This is a genomic window from Alloyangia mangrovi (genome assembly GCF_002300555.2).
Classification (GTDB): domain Bacteria; phylum Pseudomonadota; class Alphaproteobacteria; order Rhodobacterales; family Rhodobacteraceae; genus Salipiger; species Salipiger mangrovi.
In genome coordinates, this window is record NZ_NTHN02000050.1 from 1 (window position 1) to 21,228 (window position 21,228).

The following is a 21,228-nucleotide window of genomic DNA, read 5'->3' on the forward strand; positions in this document are numbered from 1 at the left end:
CAAACCCTGAACAGAGCTAACCTATAAACGCGGACTTAAAGGGGAGCAGGTCACCACTTGCGCATTGGAGCGCCGATGCGCGAGCTCACGCCAACGCTGGCCGCGTGATAAACTTAATCGACTATCTCAATCGGCAATTTTTCACCGGAGAAATCGACGCATGGTCAGCAGTTATCAACCGCGCAACACCTGATTGGTCGACACATATCGCGTCAGCGCTCGCGGCAACCTTTCTGGAACGTCTCGCTCCGGACGCCTTACTGACCTGTCATGGTCTGTGGGTTCACTATCTTTGCCAACCTCATCTGAGCAATCCAGTGAGCTCTTCGGTCGAACTAATGGTGACAAGGGATTGGCAGCGCATAGCCAAAACTCCCTCGCTTTTCGTTTCACCGGAAACATCGCTTTCATGCTTGCGTGCTGCCATCCGCGATCCGAGCGGCGGATGGACCAAGACCCGTCTGATTTTACAGGCTGCACTGGGAGTATCTTCACTACCTGAAGGAGACCAAACACGTGCAACTATCGAAAAGATGACTGATTAGTCCGCGATCATTTCCCTGCTCAAGGGACAACTGAGGGAATGGACACGGTTTGATAGTTGTATGGCCATCTGAACTGGTCAGATGGCCAAGCTATGGTGGTCAGTTCATGTCAGTCAGAGAAAGCAGATGAATGCGCAAAATCAATCACTTCCGATTCGGCGCCAGGAATCCATAAACATTTTCAACAACTTGCCGGACGCGATTTCCAGAGTGAAAGCATATGCCTGCGCAGAAACCAAAAACCTGCGCAGCATCAGAGGCTTAGCTAGTGCGGGCATCCGGGCGCCAGCATCTAGGCATGAAAAAACCCGCGCCGAAGCGCGGGTTTCTCAAAGACTGAATTGTCCTGAAAGATCAGGTGCCGATGGCGGCCCGGAACGGCTTGTCCCTCCGGAACATCCTCTCGTAGCTGTCGTGGGTAAAGGGCGTGGCCAGTTCGTTCATTCCGGTTTTGTCGCACCATGCCTCCACGAAATCCAAGCGCTCAAGCGACCCTTCCCCCCCTGGCAACCGCAAGTGCCACTGCATCCATGACCATGTCGATGACCAGGCCCCATCGGAATGCCCCTGCTGTCGCCAGGCGGTGCAGGAAATCTCCCGTCGGCAGGTCAGCATCGACATTGAGCCCTGCGCTGATCGCGTAACTGCCAACGATTTCGTTGAGGGTTTCATAGTCCCGCGCCGGATGCCCGGGCATGCTGTTCAGATCGACTTCACCGAACTCGATCCTGGTCATCAACCGATCAAGCTGCTCCTCGCGTTGCACATAGCCACCAAGCTCCGGGACGCCGGACAAGATCAGCATGAGCGGCCAGTCGTGAGATGGCATAAAAGCTTCGCCACTCTTCGTGTCACGCTTGTCTACCTTCATGAGGCCCTTGAATGCGTCCAGGACAGCTTCGACCTCCTTATCCGATTTGCCCCGCATGATGTGCTGAGCCTCATCGTAGTGGATTCCAACGATGCCCTGGAGCTTCGCCTGCTTGATCACGAGATCCCAGATTTCGAACTGTGTCCGGCGCGTACTGCTGGTGATCGGATAGCCCAGAGCCTGCAGCGTTTTGCGGCCAAGATCCTTCCAGGTACCCTTCGCGCCGAGAACGCAACACGCAAAGCGCGCCGGCTTGCCGTCAGGCAAGAGAACGGCGCTTTCGTTGAACTGTTCCAGCATGTCCGAGATCTCAGCGGTCTTACCGGAGCCGGACAGCCCTGTGATCAAGAGGCTGCGCCCCTCAAAGCTCTTCCCGGACCGAAGGCGGCCAAGGTGACGACTGAAGAGCTTCGAGAATTTGCGCTGAAGTTCCTCGCCCCTGGCGAGCGGGAAGTGCCGCTGCGCCAGATCCGCGTTCAGGTTGGCCAACGAGGGAATGATGAAGGGGTTGGTCACAGTTTGCTATCCTTGATGCTACCGAAGGTCATGGTCTTGATGTCGTCAGGGTCTGGCGCCGAAGTGCTCACCTCCCCTGGGGGTACATCCGTCGGTCCAGCGGACTGCGGCGGAGGTGCGCTTGCCCTGGGAGGCGTCGATGGGGACGGCGGTTTGAACGGTGCCGCGCCGGCGGGGCGTGCCGGCACCACCCCTGACGTGCGACCCCTGCTCATGAGGTGCCCGGGGACAGCAGTCGCACCGACATAGGCGGCAGGTCGCGTTTCGACCTGAAGCAGTTTGCTCGCGCGAGCCTCGAGCTGAGCGAGCGTCTGGTAGCTCGACGGATCGCGGGAATCCGGGAAGAAACCGGATTCAAGCGCACGGCGCTTCATCGCTTCGCCCAGGTGCCGATCATGGAGTTCCCGCAAGCTCGGATTGGACTTCGTCGCAGCCTCCAAGATCTCGATGGCTTCTTCGAGCGTCTGATCCTTGAAGACGGTCATGCTCAGGCGGGCTTCCATCACGGCATCTTCCCCCTCAGCGGTGACATGGACCTTCCGCAGGTCGTCGGGATCGAGGTGAACGGTAACCCGCTTCGGGCGTCCCGCTGCAAAGCGTTGGAGTTCCGTAGAGTTGAATGGGATATTGAAAGCCCTTACCCCTTCTGACGTCGTGGTTGCCTGAACCTTCGCGCCCAAATGCAGACACCGGTCGCGCTGCGACGGCGGTTCCATCGGGCCGTAAAGCTGCAGGGCCTCTTCCTGCTTCTGACGAGGGGTCGCACCGTACATCCCGGTGCCGCGATGCGGTCGGAAGGGATACTCATCGATGAAGTATCGTGTGAGGGTGCCATAGAGGTCGTCATGACTGATTTCGGCCGAGGGCTTGGGCTCGTAGCCAGTCAGTTCGCCAGGGCGGCTACCGGTATACCCTGGCCGGAAATTCAGCACGTCCCACTGCGTCGTGCCGAAAAGCCGCTCGACCAGCTGCTTGTCCATGGGCTGGTGCGCGCGCGCCGTCATCACGGCCATGCCCATTCCGAGCTGTCCCGCATAAACGTCTGCATTCCGGGTGGCCGTGCCATTGTCCGCTAGCGCAAGCCCCAGGCGGACGGGCGGCACGGGATCCTGTCTGCAGCCGTATCGCACCTTCTCCTTGGTCTTGTCCCGCGTCGCCATGCGAAGCAGAGCCTTGCTGTGATCAGCATCGGCCGTTTCCGAGATGACCCAGCCCAGCACCTCGCGGGTCGCGACATCAAGGATCACATGGAGCCAGCAGCGGCGAATCTCATTGTCCGCAAGCTCCTGAGGGGCTTCCTTGGGATCGATGACCTCGGCACGAACGACACCGTCGCCGGAGGTGAAAATCGACAGCAGGCACTGGTCCCATTCGAACTTCTCACCAAACGCCAAGGCGCGCACGTCAGTCGACCCAGCTCCCTTGGTGTTGGCCCCGTGTCGCGTCCCACCGCGACCGAGCACGGTGACGACATCGGAAATCGCCTTCGCACGCGTGCGGATCGTCGTGATCGAGGGAAAGTTGATGTCTTGCGCCATCTCTCGGGGAGAGCGGTGGAAGACCTTTGTCGCCAGCTTATATACAGATGCCAGTTTTGGCTGCTTAGGATCATGCCAACAGTTCAGGACGTAGTCGATGAACTGTTCCTGCCATTCGCAGAGCCTTGGCTCCCGACGCCCTTTCATGCGGTCACGATCCGCCAAGACAATTGGGTTATGATCGAAGCGATGGTAGACGTCGCGGTAGCTGGCCAAGGTCCGCCCTTGCGGGACATCGAAGCCGCTTGCGAGCTTCCCGCCGCGGCGTGTCCCGAGAAAATTGTGCCCAGGCGCAAGCTTTTCCGCGCGGGTCAATAGAAGACGGCGATGTGTACCGCTCTTGTTCATGCTGCGCTGGGTGAGCTTCACGCCTTCAGCGCGCAGCTCGTCCTGTGCGATAACAAGAGCGAGGCGCGCCTGGACAATCCGCTGGTCTTTTTCCGAAAGCTGCGCAACGCACTCGAGGCCGTCGGTATGCTTGAGCAGGGCCTTCCGCTTTTCAACATCGGCCGGCTTGATGACCTCGCAATCCCGGTGTCGGATTGCAGTCTCAACCCGCTCAAGCGGCAGCGTGAAACACTCGCCGGTTTCCTTGCATTCCACCGCATAACCGCTCTCCTCGCGAACCGACACCGTCAGTTCTCGACCATCCAGCTTCAGGATGGATCCTTTGGGGATGTTGTAGAGCGGTTGCGAAGTCATGCGTTCAGCGCGACCCGCGAGGGGTAGTCGATGACCCCATGCATGTCCGTCCAGAGCACATTCTGGCCGATGAGCCGCATCGCCGCCTGGTAGCAGCGCCACGGCTCCATGTCGCAATTCGCGATCAGGTCGCTCAGATACCAATAGCTGGTATTGCGTGCGGCATCCTCGACGAGCGTATCCGCGTCATCGTCCGACACCTGCAGATAGTCCCAGATACGGCGCAGGTTGTCGCGATAGGCGCGCGTGTAGTCATCGGTGCAGACGACCATGCAGTCGTCAGCAAAGTCCTCGGTGACCGCGGCGAAGATGTCGTCGATCTCGTCCTGGGTTTCGCGCTTCGCCAAGCTCGTCGCGTTGCGGACGAAAACCGCGCGTCGGTACCCATCCCTGAACGTCAACCGCAAGTCGAACCGATGGGTCCGCACCTTGCGCTTCTGCCGACAGTAGAAGCTGAGTGGAGGAAGCTGCACCTCCAGTCCATAGAGCTCAGGGCTGCGAAGGGCATCCAGAGTGACGGCGTATTCGGACTCGCCATCGAAATGATAGACCTGCCGGATGCCGCCCGTCATCGGCATTGCGATCGCAACCGACACCCGCTTGGCCGTGTCGCTGCGGCTCAGGGGATTGCGAGCACCAGCGTAGGGGAGCACCCCGTGGATCGGCGCCACCACCAAGGCGGGCTGTTCCTTCTTTGGTGCCGGTTGGTCCTGCAACCAATCTTCGTAATTCGACATGCCGTCTCCGTTCCCGGAAACGAGGCGTTTCCGGGGTAGTCATCTTTTCATTCTGGAGCTCAGACCGCGCTTGCCCGGACCGTTTTCGGCCTCTAGCTTGGCAAATGATACACGGGCGACCTTTGCCCCAACTTCCAGGCGCGCACCCGAGGGTGCGCGTTTTCTTTTGCGCAGGACCTGGCCCTCGTGGACCGCCGACCCTGCACAAGGGGAAGGTCCGCGAATCCGCTGAAAATCCAAAACAGAAAAATGCGCCCAGCCTTCAAGGCCCTTGCCGAATTGGAGTCAACCCTCTGAAAATGCGAAAAAAATATCGTGTGTATTTTCTTGAAGTGGCCATGTCGAAGACCGCAGGCACAACGTTCTAGGAGCCGGCAGGACGATGGCGGACATGTTTTCGCAAGGCCATGCACAGAACATCGCGAGGAGAAATTTGCAGCCCTCCCGCCGAGCTATCAGCTATGACGGAAATAAAATGGCGCTCCGATCGCGCCATAGTTGTGTGCCGCGCCATTGTCGACGCTGCCGCAACATGTGCGCAGACGCAGGTCGCCAGCGACGGGCGAGTCGATGGGCGCGGAAAGCCCGGCGGTTTGAAGATCGGCCAGCTTGTACCCATGGTGGGTACAAACTCGCTCGATGCTAAACCTCGACGCAGTGCGCGTTTCTTGCGAAGTGGCCCGAGAGGCGGCTGAGATTGCAAGGTGCAGCCGTTCGCCAGGCAGGAGTTGCGATTGACTGCCGGATGTTAACGACGCAGATCGCGGCGTACACAGGGCGGATTTCGGACCTTCGCTGCGGCGACAAGCCGATCGCCCAACAAAGGTGGAAGCCGACATTCGGAGCGGACCAAGATCGAGGGTTGTTCTGCATCGCCGCATGACCGAGCCAAGCCCTTTTCCGACGGTCAGTCGACAGACCAGACGGCTTGATCTGCTACAATGTCGCCTGACCACCAGTGCTGCCAGCGAGCAGCGCCGCGGCGGCGCACCCTCGGATTTGGCCAAACGACGGCGTCATCTTCTGGCGACCCGAGGAACACTTCCATGAGCACACGTCATGATCGTGCCGAACGCAACCGATCGATCAAAAGCCGCAAGGCAGAGCTGAGATTCCGCCGCCCCATGTAGCACAGGTGGTAGCCGTCGAAGGGCGGGCAGAAGTCGGCGAGGACCCTCCGCACACGTCCGGTGTCGAGGTCAGCGCGGACTTCCGGCAGTGGCAGGTAGCCGAACCCGTGACCCGCCCGCACCGCTTCCATCACGAGGCCGGGGTCGTTCAGGATGAAAGGGCCTGCCAGCTTCTTCACAACCTCGGTGCCCTCGATCTCGAACTCCCAGTCATAGACCGGCCCGTCGGATCGGTGCCGCATCAGGATACAGTTGTGGGCATCAAGATCGTCGGGGTGTCTTGGTGTACCGCGCCGCGCGAGGTAGCCCGCGCTGGCGACCGCCGCCATTTCCAGCTGCGGGCCTACGGGGACTGCGATCATGTCTGGGCTCAGGTGCTCGCCGAGCCGGATCGCGCAGTCAAAGCGGTCTTCGGCAAGGTCAGAAAGCCGCCCTTCGCTGCTGATCTCGATGCGCACGTCGGGATAGTCGCGCACCAGTTGCGAAGCCACCGGCCACAAGATGTCGCGGGTGGCGGGCACGCTGGAGGTCACCCGCACCAGCCCCGAGGGACGCTCGCCAAGCGTGCGGATTTCCTCGATCCGGTTGCCGAGCTGCTGGAAGCTGGGGCGCAGCGCTGCGAGAAGCTGTTCGCCCGCATCGGTGGGGGTCACCTTCCGCGCACTGCGGTTGAGCAGCCGCACGCCGATCTTGTCTTCGAGCCGCCGGATCGTGTGGCTCACGGCAGATTGCGACACGCCGAGACGGTGCCCGGCGCGGGTGAAATTGCCCTCTTCGGTGACGGCGAGCAGGGTCGAAAGGTCGCCGAGCAATTCACGGTCCATGGCGCGCTCCTTCTGTTGCTCGCGGTGTTCTGGGGCAACGAACAGCCTGACGCAAAGGAAAAGCGCCGCCCATGCATGAATCCAGCTCATAGCAACGATAAGGTCAGGCGGCCTTATCCGGCCCCAGGTGCAGCTCCAGATTGGAGGGCAGACGACACATCCGAACCGGAGTTCCCAAGATGACCACCCCGACCGATCCCCAAAACCCTGCCCGCCGCGAGCTGCTGCTGACTGCCGGAATGGGCGCCGCTGCGCTTGGCGTGGCCTCGCTGAGCGCCGAAGCCGTACTGGCGCAGGCGACCACCGAGTGGGACAAGACCTTCCCGCAGAGCGACCGCGTCGACCACCGCAAAGTCAGCTTCACCAACCGCTACGGCATCGCGCTGGTGGGTGATCTCTACCTGCCGAAAGACCGCGGCGACGCGCCTCTTCCGGCCCTTGCGGTCGCCGGCCCCTTCGGCGCCGTCAAGGAGCAGGCCGCGGGCCTCTATGCTCAGGAGATGGCCGAGCGCGGCTTTGCCGCCGTGGCGTTCGATCCCTCCTACATCGGCGAAAGCGGCGGAGCGCCGCGCTACGTCGCCTCGCCCGACATCAACACCGAGGACTTCATGGCCGCGGTCGATTTCCTTGGCCTGCAGGACGCGGTGGACCGCGACCGCATCGGCATGATCGGTATCTGCGGCTTTGGCGGCATGGCGCTCAACGCCGCCTCGCCCGACAAGCGGGTCAAGGCAGTGGCGGTGACGTCCATGTACGACATGAGCCGGGTCAACGCCCGCGGCTATTTCGATGCGATGACCGAGGAAGATCGCACCGAGGCGCTGACCGCCATGAGCCTGCAGCGCTGGGAAGACGCCGCCTCGGACGAGGCTCCGAAGCTGGCCGGCGGTCTGCCCGACACGCTGGACGGCATCGATAACCCGGTGATCGCCATGTACCACGCCTACTACAAAACCGACCGCGGCTATCACCCGCGTTCGCTCAACTCGAACGGCGGCTGGAACGTCACCTCGGCCATGTCCTTCATGAACATGCCGCAACTCACCTACATCCATGAGATCTCGCCGCGTCCGGCGCTGATAATCGCCGGGTCCGAGGCGCATTCCCGCTATTTCAGCGAAGACGCCTATGCCGCAGCACGCGACCCCAAGGAGTTGGTGATCATCGACGGCGCGGATCACTGCGACCTCTACGATCAGAAGGACATCATCCCCTTCGACCGCCTTCAGGCGTTCTTCAAAGGTCACCTCGCGTAAATCCCCGGGCCTGCCCCCGAATGTGGGGGCAGGTCTCATCGCCCCTCTTCCGATCATGGAGACGCCCAATGAAGATGACCCTCGCCGCGCTTGCGCTGAGCCTCGCCGCCCCCGCAGCTTTCGCCCAGCAGATGACGCAGACCACGCCTCTGGAGCGGGGCGGCCAGATCGGCAGCCCCGAGACCTTCACCGGCACGGTCTTCGTCGCGCCGGTCTTCGGCCCCGAGATGAACGATGTCAGCGCAGGTGAAGTGACCTTCCTGCCCGGCGCCCGATCGGCGTGGCACACGCATCCGGTGGGCCAATATCTCGTCGTGACCGCAGGGACCGGCTGGTACCAAGAAGAAGGCGAGGACAAACAGGTGATGCGCACCGGCGATGTGGTGTTCGCCCCGGCGGGCGTGAACCATTGGCACGGCGCAACCGCAGGAACCTCTGTCACCCACTACGCGGTTCAGGCGGTTCAGGACGGCTCCGCGGTGACATGGGGGGGAGCTCGTGACCGACGAGGACTACGGCAGCTGAGACCGAATGCCTGCAACGGGAGACCGGGATGACCGGTCCCCGTCACTTCGCCAAGTCACCGATACTAAGGATGCTCCCATGAAAACCCAGATCATTGCCTCCGCCTTCGCTCTCGCCAGCACCACCGCCTCGGCGCAGGATCTTGCTCGGACCCTTCCTGCCGCCGCCGATGCGGTGGCTCCGGCCCTCGCCGGCTATGCCACCGAAGACCTCTTCGGCTCGGTCTGGACCGATGAGAGGCTCTCGATGCGCGACCGCGCGCTCGTCACCTTCGCGGCGCTGGTCACACGCCACGAGGCGGACACGCTCGGCCCTCACACCGAACTGGCACTCGACGCGGGCGTGACCCCGGCGGAACTGTCGGAAACCATCACCCATCTCGCCTTCTACACCGGCTGGGGCAACGCCACCGCAGCCGCCGAGGCCATGGCCCCGGTCTATGACGCGCGCGGCGTGACCGCCGAAGACCTGCCCGCTCTCGCCCCCGATCTCCTGCCGCTGGACGAAGAGGCCGAAGCCGCGCGGGAAGAGACGGTTCAGTCCAATTTCGCCACCGTCAGCCCCGGTGTCGTCGACACCACGCGCGAGCTGCTGTTCAACGACCTCTGGCTGCGCCCGGCCCTTGCGCCCCGCGACCGCAGCATGGTCACCGTCGCGGCGCTGATCACCGCCGGCCAACCCGAGCAGATGACCTTTCACCTGAACCGCGCGATGGACAACGGGCTGACGCAGGAAGAGGCAGGCGCGATGCTCTCGCATCTTGCCTTCTATGCGGGCTGGCCCAAGGTGTTCTCGGCGATGCCCGTGGCGCGGCAGGTGTTCGAGAGCCACGCAGACTGAAATCCTGAGGCGCGGCCACGGCCACGCCGCCTCACCAACGGAGACATTCCATGAAGATCATCCGAGCTGGCAGCACGCCCTCCGCCCCCGGTCCCGAGGACTACTTTACCGGAACCGTGCGGATCGACCCCATGTTCCAAGCCGACGCCCCGGGCCGCACCAGCGGTGCCCATGTCACCTTCGAGCCCGGCGCCCGCACCGCGTGGCACACCCACCCGGCGGGGCAGACCATCATCATCACCTTCGGCCGCGGCCGGGTGCAGCGCGAAGGCGGCCCGATCAAAGAGGTCACAACCGGCGACGTGGTCTTCTTTCCCGCCGACGAGAAACACTGGCACGGCGCATCGCCCGATACCGCCATGTCGCACATCGCCATTCAGGAGAGCATCGACGGCACGCCGGTGACCTGGCTGGAGAAGGTCTCGGACGCGGACTATTCTGGCTGAAGGCAAGCGCGATGCCGCATATTGTGGTGGCAGCGCGGCGATGACTGCAAGGCCGAGTTCCGACGCTCCGGGACATGGCCGTGAGCGACGGTTTGCTTTGGGACGCCATCGACGGACGTCCATAAACTCCGAGCGTGAGTTCGCCCATGCCTCGGCTTTGCAACCACGGCGAACGGCCGGTCTGGTAAGGCTGCACCACAGCACAGGCGTCTTTGATGAGTGGCAGGAGTGGGCCGTCTCTGCCGGGCGACCCGCTCACCTGAGCCGCCAGCACGCGGCACCACCGCACGGCTCCTCCGAGCCCTTGCACGACATTCGTGCTATGCGCAGCGACAAGCCACTGCAACTGCGAAATTCCGCGGGAAGGTTCGCGATAGCGGACGCCCGCGAAGCTGCTGCGGCGCTCGCCGATGCCAGAGGTCGTTAGACAGGCCCCACCGAGCGCCACGGATGGAACTCGAGGGCAATCCGATGCCGGGCATGGCCGCGCTTAAAGGTTAATTTCCCTTCGTTCTACCGCCGTCGTGCGGATTGATCTGAATCAATGCCCAAGTGAATACGCGGGCTCACCGTATAGCCGCTGGGCGAGGCCTCGATTGTCGAGGGACCGCCGCGAAGGGAGGCTCGCCATGACCACAAGACGCGGCTTTCTGGCAGCCTCTGCTGTCGCGGCGCTCGGAACGGCAGTCCCTCCTCGCGTCCATGCAGAGTTCAGCCCCGCGGGCCCTGCAGTGGACGTCGTCCAATCCACCTATGACCTGGTTCTTCCGGATTTGCGCATGCTGGCCGATGTCAGCCCGTTCGACATCACCGCAGCAACATTGCCGCAACTGCGCGCGACGGTGAATGCCACTGGTGCCGCAAGAGCCATGCCGGAGAAGGTCGAGATCGTGGATGTGCCCGGCAGCCCCGCGAGCTTTCGACTCCTTCGGCCGGCGTTGACCCCGGAGGGCCCGGTGCCCTGCATTCTCTTCATTCACGGCGGCGGCATGATACTCAATCAGGCGCAAAGCTTTGACGCGTTGTGCTATGACTTCGCGCAGCGAACCGGCGCGCTTGTGGCCAATGCAGAATATCGCCTGGCCCCGGAAGCTCCATTCCCCGGGCCGGTGGAGGATTGCTACGCCGTCTTGAGATACCTCCATGATAATGCTGCCGTACTCGGCATCGACCCGTTACGCATTTCGGTGATGGGCCAGTCTGCAGGCGGGGGCCTGGCTGCTGCATTGGCGATCCTCGCCCGTGACCGCGGTGAAGTGGCTGTGAAGGCGCAGTTCCTCATTTACCCGATGCTCGACTATCGCACGGGAACTGCGGCAGCGCCTGTCAATAACCTGACCACTGGAGAATTTGTCTGGACCCGAGCCAACACCCGTTTTGGCTGGGACGCGCTGCGTGGCGACTACCAATTGGACGACAGTCGCATCGGTCAGTTCTCGCCTTCTCATGTTCCTTCGACCGCTGGTCTTCCTGCGGCCTTCGTGGCCGTCGGTGATCTGGATCTCTTTCTTGAAGAAGATACCGAATATGTCCTGCGGATGGTCCGTGAACGTGTGCCCTGCGAACTGCACATCTACGCTGGTGCGCCGCATGGGTTCGATATGGTACCCGGTGCCGCATCCGCTAAGGCTCACGATGCCAATCTGAATGCGGCGTTCTCGCGCCTTCTATGAATTGATTTCTTGGGGAGGGTAGTCAGAGTCCGAATTGTACTTCGGGCGTTCATGCCTCCGCAGTTGAAAACTGGTGCGTCCGTATGCTGGTGGCCCGACGCCACAGCGCCGCACGTCCGCTCCGAGCCCGACCGCGACATTCGCTCGTGCCTTGATCGCACCCATTGCCCGATACGCCCGTAGTTCCCTGCAGGGCCCGACCGCAAGCGCCGAACTCTTCGTCGAGAACGGCGCCAGCTTGGGGAGGTTTTTCGAAATCGGGCAGGGTAAGATCGGAAAGGCCTCTGGCCGCAGAGTTTCGCCCACATCAAAAGGGGATGAAAGCGGATGATCAGCCTCTATACGACGGTCCTTCGGCTGCTGAAGGCAATCCTGAGATCGCGGAAAATTCCCGAGTTCCGCGCGGCGCTGGTGCTTGCTGCCCTAACCCTGCTTTCGGGTACGGTCTTCTATCATGGGGTCGAGGGCTGGCGCTGGATCGATGCTTTCTATTTCAGTGCCACGACCATATCGACAGTCGGTCTCGGCGATCTGTCTCCCCAAACCGACGTCGGCAAGGTCTTTACCGTCATCTACATTTTCGTCGGCGTAGGCATCTTCGTAGCGCTGTTTTCACAGCTCGCCCGTGCGCTGATCAAGCCAGGAAAGGACGACGAAAAATGACCGGAATAACGGGTGAGATCGCGTCATCTTCGATCCCACCCGTTGAATGAATTCGCGATGCTGGCGCGTCCCTCCCGAGGGCCACATCTCGGAACCCTGCTCAGATAGGAAAGGCCGTACAGGCATGCGCGCTTGACGACGCGCTTGCCGCGAGAATGGCCGCTGCGCAGCGCCGCCATGAGGGGGCGGCCTGTCTGCGACAGCGCTCACGGGACAGCTGAATTGATTTCTGACAGGAGCGTGTGGGCTCATCGTGACCACCAACGCGATGCGCATGCTAAACTCCGCGTTCACAAGCTTGGTCATTGGAGAGCGAAACGACAGATGATCTGGATCGTCCTTCACTATTTGATCGTCGGAGCCTGCGTGTTGCGCATCTTGCTCCGTCAGCACCGGGATCCTTCAGCAAGGGCGGCCTGGGTATTGATCACGCTCGCGGTCCCTGTCGTCGGCGTTCTGGCATATCTGCTTTTCGGCGAGACGAGCATCGGTCGTCGACGCCTCGCGCGGCTCAGGCGTATCGAGGAGATGCTCCCGGATGCCGCACGCTTCGCGGCGGACGCGCGTGGCTTGGGCCGCTTGCCAAGGGCTGATGCCCTGTTTCGAGTTGGCGAGTCGATCTCTGGATTTGAGCCCTGTCCCGGGAACGTTGCCGAGCTCATGGCCGACAGCGATGCGACAGTGGATGCCATCGTCGCCGACATCGACGCGGCGACGGAGCACGTGCATCTCCTGTTCTACATCTGGGTTGAGGACAACAACGGAAGCAAGGTCGCGGCCGCGCTCATGCGCGCGGCACAGCGCGGCGTGATGTGCCGTGCGATGGTGGATGATATCGGGTCGCGCCGTCTGATCCGCTCCGCACTTTGGACCACGATGAAGAGCGCAGGGGTCCAGCTGGCTTCGGCCTATCAGGTCGGCAACCCGCTGCTGCGGATCTTCAACGGTCGCATCGATCTGAGAAACCACCGCAAGATCGTCGTCATCGACGGCCGGGTGACCTACTGTGGCAGCCAGAACTGCGCCGATCCGGCCTTCGTGCAGAAGGCGAAATATGCGCCCTGGGTCGACATCATGCTGCGCATCGAAGGGCCCGTCGTCCAGCAGGCGCAGCGGGTCTTCGCCGCCGACTGGATGGAGGCGGTGGATGAAGACCTCTCCGCCCTCGTCGCCCCCAAGATAGCGCCGATCCCGAACGGTTGGCCCGCGCAGGTCGTGGCGACAGGGCCCAGCGTGCGGGCCTCCGCGATGCCCGAGATGTTCACCAGCCTGATCTACGCGGCACGGGACGAGCTGGTGCTGACGACGCCCTACTACGTCCCCACCGAGGCGATCCAGCAAGCACTTTGCGCCGCCGCCTACCGGGGCGTGAAGGTCACCGTCATCTTCCCGGCCCGCAACGACTCCATCTTCGTTGGTGCCACGAGCCGCAGTTACTACGCGGGCCTTCTCGCATCGGGCGTCTCGGTCCGCGAGTATCTTCCCGGCTTGCTGCACAGCAAGACGCTCGTCGTGGATGGCGAGATCGCCCTGATCGGATCGGCCAACCTGGATCGGCGCAGCTTCGATCTGAACTACGAGAACAACATTCTGCTGGTGGACAGGAAGACCTGCGAGAGCATTCGGCAGAGGCAGGACACGTACATCAAAGATGCAAGGCGCGTCACGCCTGAAGAGGTCGCCGCCTGGTCCCTCCCGCAGCGGCTCTGGCAGAACGCCGTGGCCATGGTCGGACCGATCCTCTGAGCGCCATCGGACCGACCGGCGGGCCAGCGGCAGCCTTGCAGGGTCAAGCTCCTATTCCAGGTAGTGGATGTGACCGTCCTTGGAGAGCAAGACAGCAAGCCAGCGAAGACCGGGCACCTCGGAGGCGACAACCATCACGATGACGGTGAGCGGCACGGCGAGGAACGCTCCGAGCGCCCCCCCACAGCAGGGACCAGAACATCAGCGAGACCGTGATCATGAGAATGCTCATGTTCAACGACTTGCCCTGCATCATCGGCGTAATCACGTTGCTGATGACCTGATCGGCTCCGCCGTAGAAGACGATCACCGCCGCCAGCGGCCAGAGGCTGTCGAACTGCGCCAGAGCCACCAGCGAGGGGAGCAGAATGCCGATGAACGCTCCGATGTTCGGGATGAAGCCGACGAAGAAGATCATGATCGCGAGGAAAGACGCAAAATCGAGGCCGATCAGCCGAAAGACAAGGTAAGCCACCGCGCCGCTCATGGCACTTGTCACGGCGTTGACCCACATGAAGTTCTTTATGCCGATGGCCGCGCGCCGGACAATCACCGCGAAGTCCGCGCCATGCGGGTCGGGCGTGGAGAGAATGGCAACCTTCTTCCGCCAGTCCGACCGCTCGAGGACGAGAAACACGAAATAGATCGTGAGCAGGGACACCTGTGCGATGCTGCCGACGAGGCCGCCCGCCAGGAAGACCAGAAGATCGCCGATCTTCAGGCTCTCAAGCGCCTGGTTGATTGCATCGACGGTCCGCGGACCGATGACACCTTCGAGCTTGATCGCCATGCCGCCGAGACGCTCCTGATATCTCGGCAGGGCCTCGACGATCTCCTGCGCGGCGTTCGAACAGATCACCGCAATGATCCAGGTCGTCGAAATGAAGATCACGAGAGCCAGCGCATGGGCCTGCCACCCCGATATGGGCCGCCCGAAAATCGAAATGCGGGAAAGCCTGTCCGTGAAGGCCGTTGCGAGGACAAAGATCAGGAATGCCAGCGCCAGAAGTTTCAGAAGGTCCTGACCAAACCAGAGCGTCACGATGACGAACGGCAAGCCGACTATGGTCTTGAACCAATCAGGAGCAACAACCTGAGCTGATCTCATGTCTTCCTGTCCCAGACGATCTGCGCACAGTCTGCGACAGGGAACGCCTTCCTGTCACCGGTAAAGACCAATTGAAACCCTTGATGGCTGCCGCGCCGGCGCCTCAACCCACTCGGGGATGTTCAATTGCGGGCGGAGCCAAATGGTAGACCGAGCGCTATTGGTACCCAATGTGCGAGCTAAATATGCATTGAATATGTATGATCTGAAATCTCAAGGTTGCGAATAGGATTGCTCCTGCCATGTCCTGCCAACGCGGCGGCGTCGGTCGAACAGGGTCATTTTGAGCACGTTCCTTTGGGAGAAATGATATGTTCACAAGGTCTTGTCGCGGAATTTTTCTAATGTGCGTCCTGACCGGGCTTGGCGCTCCGGCGGTCGCCCAAGACGCGGATCTGCCATCGCTTCAGATGGAAGGCGTTGAACAAATTACAATCGAGGTGGATCTCGATGGCGCCGTCGACCGCCTGTCCAGGGCGGTGCAGTTCCCCACCGTCTCAAATCAGGACCGCAACGACTTCGACACCAAGGCCTTCGATGACTACCACGCTTTCCTCGCAGAGGCCTATCCCAAGGTTCACGCGTCGCTCAAGCGCGAAGTCCTGGGGGACCCGCGGCCCTACAGCCTGCTTTACACTTGGGAGGGCAAGAACCCCGACCTGCCGCCGGCGCTCTTCTATGCTCACCAGGACGTCGTGCCGGTTCCCGAGGACTCGCTCGATCAATGGGATCAGGAGCCTTTCTCGGGGACCGTCGCCGATGGCTACATCTGGGGTCGCGGCGTGCTGGACGACAAGAACCAGATCCATGGCATTCTGGAAGCCGCGGAAATGAAGCTCGAGGAAGGCTGGCAACCCGAACGGACGCTGTATTTCGTCTTCGGGCAGGACGAGGAGGTCGGCGGACCTGAAGGGGCGAGATACGTCGCGGACGTTCTGGAGCAACGCGGGATCGAGCGGTTCGCCTTTGTCATGGACGAGTCCGCGCCGCTGATCCCCGGGGTCTTTCCCGGCATTCCGGACAACACAGCCCTGATCGGCATCGCGCAGAAGGGGTACATCAGTCTCGAGCTGGCCATGCACGGCGTCGGCGGTCATTCCTCGCAGCCACCCGAAGAGTCCAACATCGGGATTCTCGCGAAGGCGATTACGAAGCTTGAGGCTGCGCAGTTCCCCTATCGCATCCATGAGGCCGTCCGCCACCAGTACAGGTACATGGGTCCCGAGCTGGAGGAAGCGAGGCAACCCATGTTCGCGGCGGTCGCCTTCGGAAAAGAGGGCGAGATGACCGACCTCGAGAAGGAGTTCATCGCAGAAATGGCGACCAACCAGGTCACCCGGGCCATGCTGCACACAACCATTGCCGTGACCATGTTCAACGCCGGCATCAAGGACAACGTGCTGCCCCCCGCCGCCACGGCCGTAGTGAACTTTCGCCCGATGCCGGGAGACACGCCCGACGTGATCATCGAACATGTCCGGAAGGCGATCGACGATGATCGGATCACGATCACCGACATCTCGGCCTCCACACCCGCGACAGCTGTCGCGGACCCAGACGGCCCCGGCTACAAGGCGCTGGAAAAGACGATCCGCCAGATTTGGGGCAATGACCTCATCGTGGCGCCCTTCTTCGTCATCGGGGGGTCGGACTCCAAGCACTTCCAAGCAAGGGCCTTTGCGCCGGATGTCTACACGATCACCGGCATCCAGCTGGAATCCATGAAGGAGTTCGCGGGCTTCCATGGTGTCAACGAGCGCATCAAAGTGGACGAGTACGGCAAGACCATCGGCTTTTTCTACCAAATCATGAGCAACCTCGACGATCTTTAGGGAAGACCGGAGTCAGACGGTAGAGAAGGGACTCGCGGCAGTTTGAGCGGTCGGCAGTATCTTTCGTCGTTGGCGGATGCATGCGGGCAGAGCCTGGCGCGGAACCGCGATTGCAATTACCATAGCTCCCACTTTGGCCGTAGCAACATCCGGCGGTCAACTTCGAAGCCAAGAAGCGGCTGGCCATGCGAGCCGCATTTCCATTGAGGCCAAAATACAGGCCCTCTGAAATTCCGGACGTGAGTCGCGCCTCAGAAAGGCGCTTGTACTTCAAAAATGGGAGAGTGCTTCTGTCAAAGGCAACTAATGACGGTTTTCGCCCTTCCGGCAAGGCCTCTCGTTCCTGCAGCACAAATCGAGCATTTGCGGCGAACGGCACGAAGGTCCGCACTGCAGGCCTCGGACCGTTCAAAATGCTGCGGCCTGCATGAATGGCCGCTTCGGTGAAGCGGCGGAGCGGCCCGGTGACGACCGGTTAGGGCCGTTGTGGTGCCAAGCATAGGGCCCGACCGTCCGCCAAAGGGCCGCCGACGAAGCGCTTGTCATGATATCGCCAAGAGAGGTCTAGCAGATCGTCCCGCGAACCTCGTCGTTTATCGCCCAGGCGGTTCCTGCAGACCGAGTGCTGCTTCCGCCAGGATGCGCGCCTCGTCGATGAACCTTGGGTGTTCGGGCAGCGGCCGGCCCCGCACCTCAATCAGATACCCTCCCCGATCCACACCATGGGCTTCAAGACGGATGACCACGGCCACCACCTGCCCATATTCGCGATAGAAGCGTGGCTCCCCTTGGCGACCATTGGACCATCCGTGCTCGGGGCGCGGAAATCGGCTCTGCAATTCCAAGTCGACTGCGTTGATCACATCAGATGCTGGGGCATCAGTGGGTGATTTCAGCAGAATCTGCCGAGCATTCTCTCGCCGGACTAACAGTTTCTCGGTTTTCAGATCTTGGACATTCATGCCTGGCACTCCCGTGTCCGGCGATACCAATCCAGCATATCCGTGCCGGAAGCGTTCCACCAAAGGGTCAGACGCGCGATGGCGTCAAGCCCGGCGCGCACAGCATGTTCCTGACCGGCAAAGACACGCTGCGTCTCCAGCCTTGGCGTGTCGATCGTCAGACCAAGCGAACGGCCCGCCGAGCGCAAATACCCACCGATATCGCGCAAACTTGCGGGGGGGCGGCGCCTTGGCAGCATGCACCCCCCAATCCGCGATCATCAACTTGGCCGAGGCCGTCGAGGCTTTGCTGTCCCATGCCTGAACCGAGATCTTCGGAAGCGTCAGGCCTGGATGACAGCGCAACATGCGCTTGGCCTCGAAGTAGAAGGTCCGCGACCCGGTCGGGCGGGTATCCCCTCCATTGGGATTGCGCTTCAACACCAGGGCCGGATACTCACGCGCCATTAAATCGGCATAGCGGACAAAGAAGTCACCGCTAAAGGGATTGGGCACCGCCTCGTAAGGTGTCTCGGCTTGCAGAATGGCCGCCCGCAGCAGATCCGCCTCGGCGCTGCGCTCATCGCCGATCAACTGTTCATAGGCGACCCTGCGCTGGAAAAGGGACGCATGGCGAGACGCTTCAAGATAGCTCCGCGGCGCAACCAAGACTGAGATCACCTTGTGCCCTTGCGCCTCCAAGGCCGAGATTGTGCGACCGTATCGCAGAGGCTGAGCTTGCCCGCTGCGGGTCACGCTCCAGCCCGCGTCGATCTTGTTCTCGACCAATAGCTGCCAGCCACTGTTGAGATGTATGACCAGATCAATGCTGCCGGCATCGATCGCATGGCGCCTTTGGCGGCCGATCTCGAGCACCGAAACGGCCTCAAATTCGGGACCGATAGCCGCGAGCAGCCGTCTTTGGGCGAACGGGCTGGATTGCAGCAGATCAGTGATGGCGCGATCCGCCTGCGCTTCGCTTATACGGGTGGACATCGGATCAGTCATTGTTGGCTCCCTTCATCCTTGCATTCCAGCGCGCCTCGGCAGCGGCCTCCGCCTGCCGCGCCTTATTGCGCATGAGATCGCGATGATGCCCGAATAAGGCCTCCAGCCGTTGGGCTTCCTCGGTTAGTTCCCGCTCCAAGGTCCCTGAAAGCAATTGCCGCTGGACGGTCGCCGCGACACTGTAGGCCGGAAAGCGGGTCTGCGGCCTGTCCTCCCAAAAGCTTCCAGCCTGACGATCCTCGACGCGAAGATCTGGATCGTTGCTGTCAAACAGTTGCCGCAACATTCCCGGGCTTATTTCCTGCCAGGTAAAGTAAGAGTGCTCATACTCGACGTATGGATTTTCGGGCACGGTGTCCCAATCAAACTCGATATTCTCAACCTGATGTACCCGGCCACCCAAGGTTGCCGCAGTGATCGTGTCACTGCCATCCGTGAACGGGTTGTCAAAGGTCACGACGTTACCTTGTGTGTCGGTCCCGACAAAAACGGTTCGGAACTCCAACAAACTATCGATCCGGTCAAAACCTGTGGCTGGCGCCAAGGCGAGGCGAATGTCCAGCCAATGCTCAAACGTCAAGCCGATCGGCTGACACCCTTTGAGATAGAGCTGACCATCGAGACCAGCGCCCAGCCGTTTCATCGCTAGCCTGACGGAGGGAACAGGTGGGATTTCGTCTGAACATATGCTGCCAGCGGCCAACCCTTCTCCCTGAAACTGTAGCCACAATGACTGACCATCGGCCCTGAATTCACCTTTACGGACGTCATAGATACCGCTGGTCTTCTGAACTTCCCGCCAGAAGGGATCAAGTTTCATGTCCGTAATGACGCTGCGCCCCATCAACGAAAACTGCTGCGCCAAAACAATCCAGGCCTCTTCGTCCCAGTCTTCGGAAAACTCCGTGCCAGTGCCGTAGCTGCAGCCCTCAAAGATCCGGCAAACAAATTCGGCCTGATCTTCGTGCAGGATCTCGGCGATCGCCGTCGCGATGTCGAAATACCGCTTCGGCTTCTTCGCCAGCTTGTCGCGCCTGCGGTCGTCAGAGCCGGGCGGCAGGGTGTAGGTGTAGAGCTGCTTGGTCGAATCCGTGCCCTTGCCACCAAGCTTGGCAAATTGCGCCACATCCACCTTGCGCAGAAGACCGTCATTCTGCAGGCCCTCGAGCAATTCGTGCGTATTGCCCGCAGCGCGCTGCTGGTCTGCCGGCGAAAACGGAGCTTTCCGTCGAAGCGCCGACCGCAACTTCTCTGCGCGCTCTGCACGTCCGCCTTTCTGGGTGCGACCACGACGGTCTTTATTCACTTCCAAGGAAACAACCTCTCCCATTCCCCTTACCCCCGCCCTAGGTAGCGCCGCATCTTGGCCCGGTCGTTGCTTTTGAAGGCCGTCACGACCTGACTTTGACGGTCACTCCAGACGACAGTCACATCGCACAAGCGTTCCAGCGCTTGCCGACTCTTCGCAGCGGAACCTGCTGCGGCCACCGCACGACGACTGACCCGTAGCGCACGACAATCATCCCCGACTAAGTGGTCGACATCGTGTAGCGCCATCACCAGCTCGATGGCATTCTGCTTTATCCCGCGCTGCTGGCAACGCTGACGTGCATGGTCTGACAATTGTATCGTCATCCTGTCTCTCCAACCTGTTCTGCGCTCAAGATGGCTCTAATCGAGGATGCACTCATTCCTAAAATCCGAAATTTAGGCTGAATTAATTCGGAAAGTATAGACACCCTTTTTAAGAAGATATGACATTATTATTTAAGAAATCTCCTCACACGGCAACCATGGCAGAACTCCCGCGCAAATTGATACGCGCTGATCGAGACGGCTTTGCTGAACTTCGTTGCTGGGCACTTCCGGCGCGGACGTGGAGCGGACGCGGCGGAACGAATTGTGCGGCGCCCGCTTTGCCCCCCCCCCTGACACATCGTATCTCCCGCCCGCCTACAGACCTCGGCAGGCACAATGGCCATGAACCACAGCGGTAGCACCCATTGGCGAGGGGGGCCTCGACTTGCATCTGCCAGACTTGGCCAGAGCCCCGGAGGATCAAACTTCATCGCGGCGCACAGAAAATCGGCGGCATCCAAAGTGAGCGGTTGATGCTAGAAGGGGGCCGCTCTCTTGATGTCCCTCCGGGGCGAAACAACGGCTCTGCTGCAGCCGATGCCGCACCGTGGTGAGCAAGCGCCGGTCAAGATCTGCCAGCCGCATTCGGACATGGGGAACTGACGGGCGAGCTGCACTCAGTCGGGCCGGCAGCCTTGGCGACGCCTGCCGCGCAGAATGACCGCTTCTTCCGCAGCTCTATTGGAACA

General features: G+C 61.3%; 16 protein-coding genes. 8 read left to right on the top strand and 8 right to left on the bottom strand.

Going from position 1 to position 21,228, the window contains the following annotated elements:
* Window positions 1–1,029: 1,029 nt before the first annotated feature.
* The 4 genes from CLG85_RS21085 to CLG85_RS21100 form a co-directional block, all read right to left on the bottom strand.
* Window positions 1,030–1,932 carry an ATP-binding protein gene (locus tag CLG85_RS21085; protein ID WP_260349956.1) on the bottom strand — a complete coding sequence of 301 codons (903 nt, stop codon included), beginning with the start codon at window positions 1,930–1,932 and terminating at the stop codon, window positions 1,030–1,032.
* Window positions 1,929–4,172 carry a TnsB C-terminal domain-containing protein gene (locus CLG85_RS21090; protein WP_095882363.1) on the bottom strand — a complete coding sequence of 748 codons (2,244 nt, stop codon included), beginning with the start codon at window positions 4,170–4,172 and terminating at the stop codon, window positions 1,929–1,931. Before CLG85_RS21090 ends, CLG85_RS21085 begins: the two co-directional genes overlap by 4 nt.
* Window positions 4,169–4,909: a hypothetical protein gene (locus CLG85_RS21095; protein WP_095882362.1), complete on the bottom strand. Its 741-nt coding sequence runs from the start codon at window positions 4,907–4,909 to the stop codon at window positions 4,169–4,171. The genes CLG85_RS21090 and CLG85_RS21095 overlap by 4 nt, the downstream gene beginning before the upstream one ends.
* Before the next feature lie 1,057 nt (window positions 4,910–5,966).
* A complete protein-coding gene (locus CLG85_RS21100; protein WP_095882361.1) occupies window positions 5,967–6,863 on the bottom strand; it encodes a LysR family transcriptional regulator in 897 nt (298 codons plus the stop codon).
* A 179-nt stretch (window positions 6,864–7,042) separates the two neighbouring features.
* Between CLG85_RS21100 and CLG85_RS21105 the strand changes: the two genes are divergently transcribed.
* From CLG85_RS21105 to cls, 7 genes are all read left to right on the top strand, one after another.
* A complete protein-coding gene (locus CLG85_RS21105) occupies window positions 7,043–8,119 on the top strand; it encodes an alpha/beta hydrolase (RefSeq protein WP_095882360.1) in 1,077 nt (358 codons plus the stop codon).
* Window positions 8,120–8,187: 68 nt separating this feature from the next.
* Window positions 8,188–8,676, top strand: a complete 489-nt coding sequence (locus CLG85_RS21110; protein WP_260349957.1) for a cupin domain-containing protein — start codon at window positions 8,188–8,190, stop codon at window positions 8,674–8,676.
* A gap of 46 nt (window positions 8,677–8,722) precedes the next feature.
* Entirely contained in the window at window positions 8,723–9,484 is a 762-nt protein-coding gene (locus CLG85_RS21115; protein ID WP_095882358.1) for a carboxymuconolactone decarboxylase family protein, read from the top strand.
* 50 nt (window positions 9,485–9,534) lie between these two features.
* On the top strand, window positions 9,535–9,930 hold the full coding sequence (locus CLG85_RS21120) for a (R)-mandelonitrile lyase (RefSeq protein ID WP_095882357.1): 396 nt from the start codon (window positions 9,535–9,537) through the stop codon (window positions 9,928–9,930).
* Between the two features lie 629 nt (window positions 9,931–10,559).
* Window positions 10,560–11,603: an alpha/beta hydrolase gene (locus CLG85_RS21125; RefSeq protein ID WP_217989751.1), complete on the top strand. Its 1,044-nt coding sequence runs from the start codon at window positions 10,560–10,562 to the stop codon at window positions 11,601–11,603.
* Window positions 11,604–11,930: 327 nt separating this feature from the next.
* Complete coding sequence (locus tag CLG85_RS21130) at window positions 11,931–12,266, top strand: potassium channel family protein (protein ID WP_095882356.1); 336 nt, start codon at window positions 11,931–11,933, stop codon at window positions 12,264–12,266.
* Window positions 12,267–12,590: 324 nt separating this feature from the next.
* The gene (cls, locus tag CLG85_RS21135; protein ID WP_095882355.1) at window positions 12,591–14,012 is read left to right on the top strand and encodes a cardiolipin synthase; all 1,422 of its coding nucleotides are present in this window, start codon (window positions 12,591–12,593) and stop codon (window positions 14,010–14,012) included.
* A gap of 43 nt (window positions 14,013–14,055) precedes the next feature.
* On the opposite strand, the gene CLG85_RS21140 is transcribed toward cls, so the two are convergent.
* Window positions 14,056–15,120 carry an AI-2E family transporter gene (locus tag CLG85_RS21140; protein WP_260349958.1) on the bottom strand — a complete coding sequence of 355 codons (1,065 nt, stop codon included), beginning with the start codon at window positions 15,118–15,120 and terminating at the stop codon, window positions 14,056–14,058.
* Window positions 15,121–15,464: 344 nt separating this feature from the next.
* On the opposite strand from CLG85_RS21140, the gene CLG85_RS21145 reads away from it, so the two are divergent.
* Window positions 15,465–16,952: a M20 family peptidase gene (locus tag CLG85_RS21145; RefSeq protein ID WP_217989750.1), complete on the top strand. Its 1,488-nt coding sequence runs from the start codon at window positions 15,465–15,467 to the stop codon at window positions 16,950–16,952.
* 593 nt (window positions 16,953–17,545) lie between these two features.
* Here the strand turns inward: CLG85_RS21145 and CLG85_RS21150 are convergent.
* The 3 genes from CLG85_RS21150 to CLG85_RS21160 all read right to left on the bottom strand — a co-directional run bounded on the left by CLG85_RS21150 (window position 17,546) and on the right by CLG85_RS21160 (window position 20,231).
* The gene (locus tag CLG85_RS21150) at window positions 17,546–17,914 is read right to left on the bottom strand and encodes a hypothetical protein (RefSeq protein WP_141244557.1); all 369 of its coding nucleotides are present in this window, start codon (window positions 17,912–17,914) and stop codon (window positions 17,546–17,548) included.
* An 84-nt stretch (window positions 17,915–17,998) separates the two neighbouring features.
* Window positions 17,999–18,901 (bottom strand): hypothetical protein, encoded by a 903-nt coding sequence (locus CLG85_RS21155; protein ID WP_260349959.1) that lies wholly within the window; start codon window positions 18,899–18,901, stop codon window positions 17,999–18,001.
* Window positions 18,894–20,231 carry a hypothetical protein gene (locus tag CLG85_RS21160; RefSeq protein ID WP_095882350.1) on the bottom strand — a complete coding sequence of 446 codons (1,338 nt, stop codon included), beginning with the start codon at window positions 20,229–20,231 and terminating at the stop codon, window positions 18,894–18,896. The genes CLG85_RS21155 and CLG85_RS21160 overlap by 8 nt, the downstream gene beginning before the upstream one ends.
* Between the last annotated feature and the right edge of the window lie 997 nt (window positions 20,232–21,228).

Excerpts from the sequence above, each read along its gene's own strand:
- CLG85_RS21145 (WP_217989750.1), top strand. The coding sequence starts at position 15,465 with ATGTGCGTCCTGACCGGGCTTGGCGCTCCGGCGGTCGCCCAAGACGCG.
- CLG85_RS21120 (WP_095882357.1), top strand. The coding sequence starts at position 9,535 with ATGAAGATCATCCGAGCTGGCAGCACGCCCTCCGCCCCCGGTCCCGAG.
- CLG85_RS21150 (WP_141244557.1), bottom strand. The coding sequence starts at position 17,914 with ATGAATGTCCAAGATCTGAAAACCGAGAAACTGTTAGTCCGGCGAGAG.
- CLG85_RS21130 (WP_095882356.1), top strand. The coding sequence starts at position 11,931 with ATGATCAGCCTCTATACGACGGTCCTTCGGCTGCTGAAGGCAATCCTG.
- CLG85_RS21100 (WP_095882361.1), bottom strand. The coding sequence starts at position 6,863 with ATGGACCGTGAATTGCTCGGCGACCTTTCGACCCTGCTCGCCGTCACC.
- cls (WP_095882355.1), top strand. The coding sequence starts at position 12,591 with ATGATCTGGATCGTCCTTCACTATTTGATCGTCGGAGCCTGCGTGTTG.
- CLG85_RS21110 (WP_260349957.1), top strand. The coding sequence starts at position 8,188 with ATGAAGATGACCCTCGCCGCGCTTGCGCTGAGCCTCGCCGCCCCCGCA.
- CLG85_RS21155 (WP_260349959.1), bottom strand. The coding sequence starts at position 18,901 with ATGACTGATCCGATGTCCACCCGTATAAGCGAAGCGCAGGCGGATCGC.
- CLG85_RS21115 (WP_095882358.1), top strand. The coding sequence starts at position 8,723 with ATGAAAACCCAGATCATTGCCTCCGCCTTCGCTCTCGCCAGCACCACC.
- CLG85_RS21105 (WP_095882360.1), top strand. The coding sequence starts at position 7,043 with ATGACCACCCCGACCGATCCCCAAAACCCTGCCCGCCGCGAGCTGCTG.
- CLG85_RS21140 (WP_260349958.1), bottom strand. The coding sequence starts at position 15,120 with ATGAGATCAGCTCAGGTTGTTGCTCCTGATTGGTTCAAGACCATAGTC.
- CLG85_RS21160 (WP_095882350.1), bottom strand. The coding sequence starts at position 20,231 with ATGGGAGAGGTTGTTTCCTTGGAAGTGAATAAAGACCGTCGTGGTCGC.
- CLG85_RS21090 (WP_095882363.1), bottom strand. The coding sequence starts at position 4,172 with ATGACTTCGCAACCGCTCTACAACATCCCCAAAGGATCCATCCTGAAG.
- CLG85_RS21095 (WP_095882362.1), bottom strand. The coding sequence starts at position 4,909 with ATGTCGAATTACGAAGATTGGTTGCAGGACCAACCGGCACCAAAGAAG.
- CLG85_RS21125 (WP_217989751.1), top strand. The coding sequence starts at position 10,560 with ATGACCACAAGACGCGGCTTTCTGGCAGCCTCTGCTGTCGCGGCGCTC.